This window comes from Phenylobacterium sp., assembly GCF_035276905.1.
Taxonomy (GTDB): Bacteria; Pseudomonadota; Alphaproteobacteria; order Caulobacterales; family Caulobacteraceae; genus Phenylobacterium.
On the sequence record NZ_DATELG010000436.1, the window covers coordinates 1 to 3,248 of the forward strand.

Annotated in this window: 3 protein-coding genes; 1 reads left to right on the forward strand and 2 read right to left on the reverse strand. The window is 71.2% G+C overall.

The genetic code is table 11. The features are described from left to right. Both VJS38_RS20780 and VJS38_RS20785 read right to left on the reverse strand, forming a co-directional pair. Positions 1-1,876: FUSC family protein (locus VJS38_RS20780; protein ID WP_324090056.1), on the reverse strand; the 1,876-nt coding region annotated here is incomplete at its 3' end. Between the two features lie 4 nt (positions 1,877-1,880). Next, the gene (locus VJS38_RS20785; RefSeq protein WP_324090057.1) at positions 1,881-2,348 is read right to left on the reverse strand and encodes a MarR family winged helix-turn-helix transcriptional regulator; all 468 of its coding nucleotides are present in this window, start codon (positions 2,346-2,348) and stop codon (positions 1,881-1,883) included. Between the two features lie 612 nt (positions 2,349-2,960). On the opposite strand from VJS38_RS20785, the gene VJS38_RS20790 reads away from it, so the two are divergent. Next, on the forward strand, positions 2,961-3,248 hold a 288-nt coding region (locus VJS38_RS20790), incomplete at its 3' end, for a hypothetical protein (RefSeq protein ID WP_324090058.1).

A 3,248-nucleotide genomic window follows, 5' to 3' on the forward strand; every position in this document is an offset into this window, starting at 1 on the left:
CGGGCCCGGGGGGCTGGCGTCCATCGCGGGCCAGGCGCGAGAAGTGCGCGGCCAGGCCTCGGCTGACGGCGTCGAGCCGGCGGCCGACCGGGCCGCCGACCTGCGGCCGCGAGGTCTGGACGCTGACCAGGTTCATGGCCACCCGCAGGTCCGCAAGGGCTGCGTCGCCGAGTTCGTCGCGCACCTCGCCCGCGCCCGCCAGCTTCGGGCTCAGCAGGGCCAGGCGGTCCACCAGCAGGCTTGCGAAGGCGCCGTGCTCGGGCCCCGCGCCGGCGCGGGCCATGGCCGCCAGCCCCAACCACGTGCGGCGCAGCAGCCGCCGTGCGCTGGCCTCGGCGCTCATCGAGCGCAGGGTGCGGGTGACGACGATGGCGATGAAGGCGCCGACGAACTGGGCGAGGTTGGCGTTGACGAAGCTCGGCAGGTCCGGGTGGAAGCTTTCCTGCAGGGCGAGCGCGTTCAGGAAGGTCATGACAATGGCCAGGCCCTCGCCGGTGGTCTTCGGCTCGGCGATGTAGAGCCCAATGAAGATCAGGATCGGCGCGAGCGCGACCGTCAGCATGGCGAAGCCGCTGACCGCCGGCAGGACGGCGAACAGGTACAGCCCCGCCAGCGGCAGCGACAGGAAGGCGAAGATCGCGAACTTGGCGATCTGCGGCGCCGGGTCGTCGAGGGTGGCGAACAGGCAGCAGAAGACCGCTGTCATCATCGCCGCGGTGACGCCGTCGTTCCAGCCGAGGCCGATCCACAGGACGCAGGCGATCAGGATGGCGATCACCGCGGTCGCGCCCGACAGGACGGCCAATGGCAGGTCCACGTGCAGCGGGCGCCGGCCGGCCTGGGCGACCGCCTGGGCGGTCTCGGGCGCAAGCGGCGCGTCCGGCCAGCGCAGATGGCCGCGCAGGGCGTGGGCCTCGGACAGCGCCGTCGCCGTCTCGCGCAGCCGCAGCATCAGGCTCTCGGTCAGCAGGCCGCGCCAATCGTTCAGCGGCAGGGCCGCCTGATGGCGCCCGACCCGATCGAGGAGATCGGCGCGGGTCTCCAGCGCGGCGCCGGCCCGGATCCAGTCTGCGGCGGCCTCGCGGATGGCGGCCGTCTCGGCGTCGAGGCCGCCCTCGGCCTCCAGGGCGGCGATCCGGTCCGCCAGACCCGAGATCAGCGGGATCAGCATCAGCATCCGCTCCTGCACCGCGCGCACCGCCGCGCGCGTGTCGCGCAGGCGCGAGGTGTCGAAGGGCAGATGGCTGGCCAGCATCTGGATCTCGGTGGTCGCGGCGGCGAGCGCGGTGCGGTCACGCGCCGAGACCGCGCCCGGGGCCGCGCTCAGCACGTCCAGGACCCAGCGGTCGGCCTCCTGCAGCCACTCGCCCAGGCGGTGCTGCAGCACCCGGCCGACGGGCCGGGGGAAGACCAGGCTGTGGGTCAGGCTGGCGCAGACGATGCCGAGGCCGATCTCGACCACGCGGGCGACGGCGACGTCGAACACCGTGTCCGGCTGGCCCACCACCGGAAAGCCGATCAGGGCGGCGGTGTAGCCCGCCAGCACGACGAGGTAGCTGCGCGGCGTGCGGTCGAGCAGCGAGATGGTCAGGCAGCCGCCGACCCATAGCGCCAGCGCCAGGCAGAGCAGGGGCGGGGCGTTCACCAGGTTGGGGACCAGGGCGACGGTCGCCAGGCCGCCGATGATGGTGCCGACGACGCGGTAGATCGCCTTCGACCGCACGGCTCCGGAGAGCGGCTGGCTGACGATGTAGGCGGTGGTCATCGCCCAGTACGGTCGCGGCAGCCCGACGGCCAGCGCGATGTAGAGCGCCAGCATCGAGGCCGCGAAACTGTTCAGCGAGAACAGCAGCGTATGGCGATTGAACGTCGGCATCGGTTCAGCTTCCGGCGCTCCGGGGCTTGCGATGGGCTGTCTCCAGCGCCGCTTCGAAACGCGCGAAGACGCGCAGAGCGCTCGCCAGGTCCGCATCGTCGATCTCGGCGAGCAGCCTGCTCCGCAGCGCGTCGAGCCGCAGCTCGACGAGGGCCGCCATCGCCCGGCCTTCGTCGCTCAGATGCAGGGTCTTGGCGCGCCGGTCGTTGGGATCGTCGCGGCGCTCGACCAGGCCCGCGGCGGCCAGCTGGTCAAGGATGCGGACCAGGGACGGCCCCTCCACCCCGAGTTCCTCGGCCAGCACGCCTTGGCGCACGCCTTCGCCCAGGCGCGCGATCTGCAGCACCGGCAGGGCGCGGGCGTCGGAGATGCCATGCGCGGCCAGCGCCTTGTCGGTCTCGCGCCGGTAGATCCGGGTGAGCCGCAGCAGGCGGGCGGTGAAGGCGCGTTCGTCGGATCTTCGATCGGTCATATTTGATAGGTTCCTACCTAACAAAATAGGAGCGCGAGCGTGTCCGTCAATAGCTTCAGCGCGGGAAGGTCTCGTGCACGGGTGGCCGGGCGCCTGGCGTCACGGTTCCAACCGTGGCCCGCCGCGGAGGAGCTGAGCGCCGACGCCGGCCGGTGATCGGGACAAAATTGTCGCAGCCTGCATTTTAGGGGTTGCAGAACGTCTAAGCAGCGTTCAGATGGAGGCGCCCATCCTGGGCGTTTCCTCCCTATGACTGCCGCGCCTTCGGGCGCGGCTTTTTTTTCGCGCCGACCAGCTGGCGGGACCAGCGCTCACGGCCATGTGTCGGAACCCCGACATATGACCCTTGTTGGTGCGCTGCGGCGGAACACAAGCCCCCCGTTCCACCCCGCTCCGTTCTCCAGTCGGAGCGTCCGCCGTGGAAATGAAGTCCCCGGTCGCCCGCCGGGGACTTTTTTCGCGCCCGCGCGTTTGGCGCCTGCCGCCTCGCCGGCGGCGCCAGCGCTGACCATGGTCAAGCTCGGTCGTGCCGAAGTCCAGGTTCGGCCCAGTCCTCGCCCCATTGAGTCACATGCTGGAGACCCCGGAGAAAACCTCAGGAAGGAACTGCTTGTGCGCCTCACCATGACCCTCGCCGTCGCCGCCGCGGCGCTTGCGACCGCCCTTCCGGCGTTCGCCCAGCCGGCCGCCCAATCCGCCCAGTCGCCATCGGCGTCCTCGCAAACGTCCGCCACGAGCCCCTCTTCGAGCGCCGCCCTCTCGGCGGGCATGCCGGTCAAGGACAAGACCGGGGTGGTGATCGGCCAGATCGCTGACCTGAAGGGCCAGACGGCCACCGTGAAGATGGGCGAGCAGAGCTTCGCCATCGGGGCCGAGAGCTTCGTCGTCCAGAACGGCGCG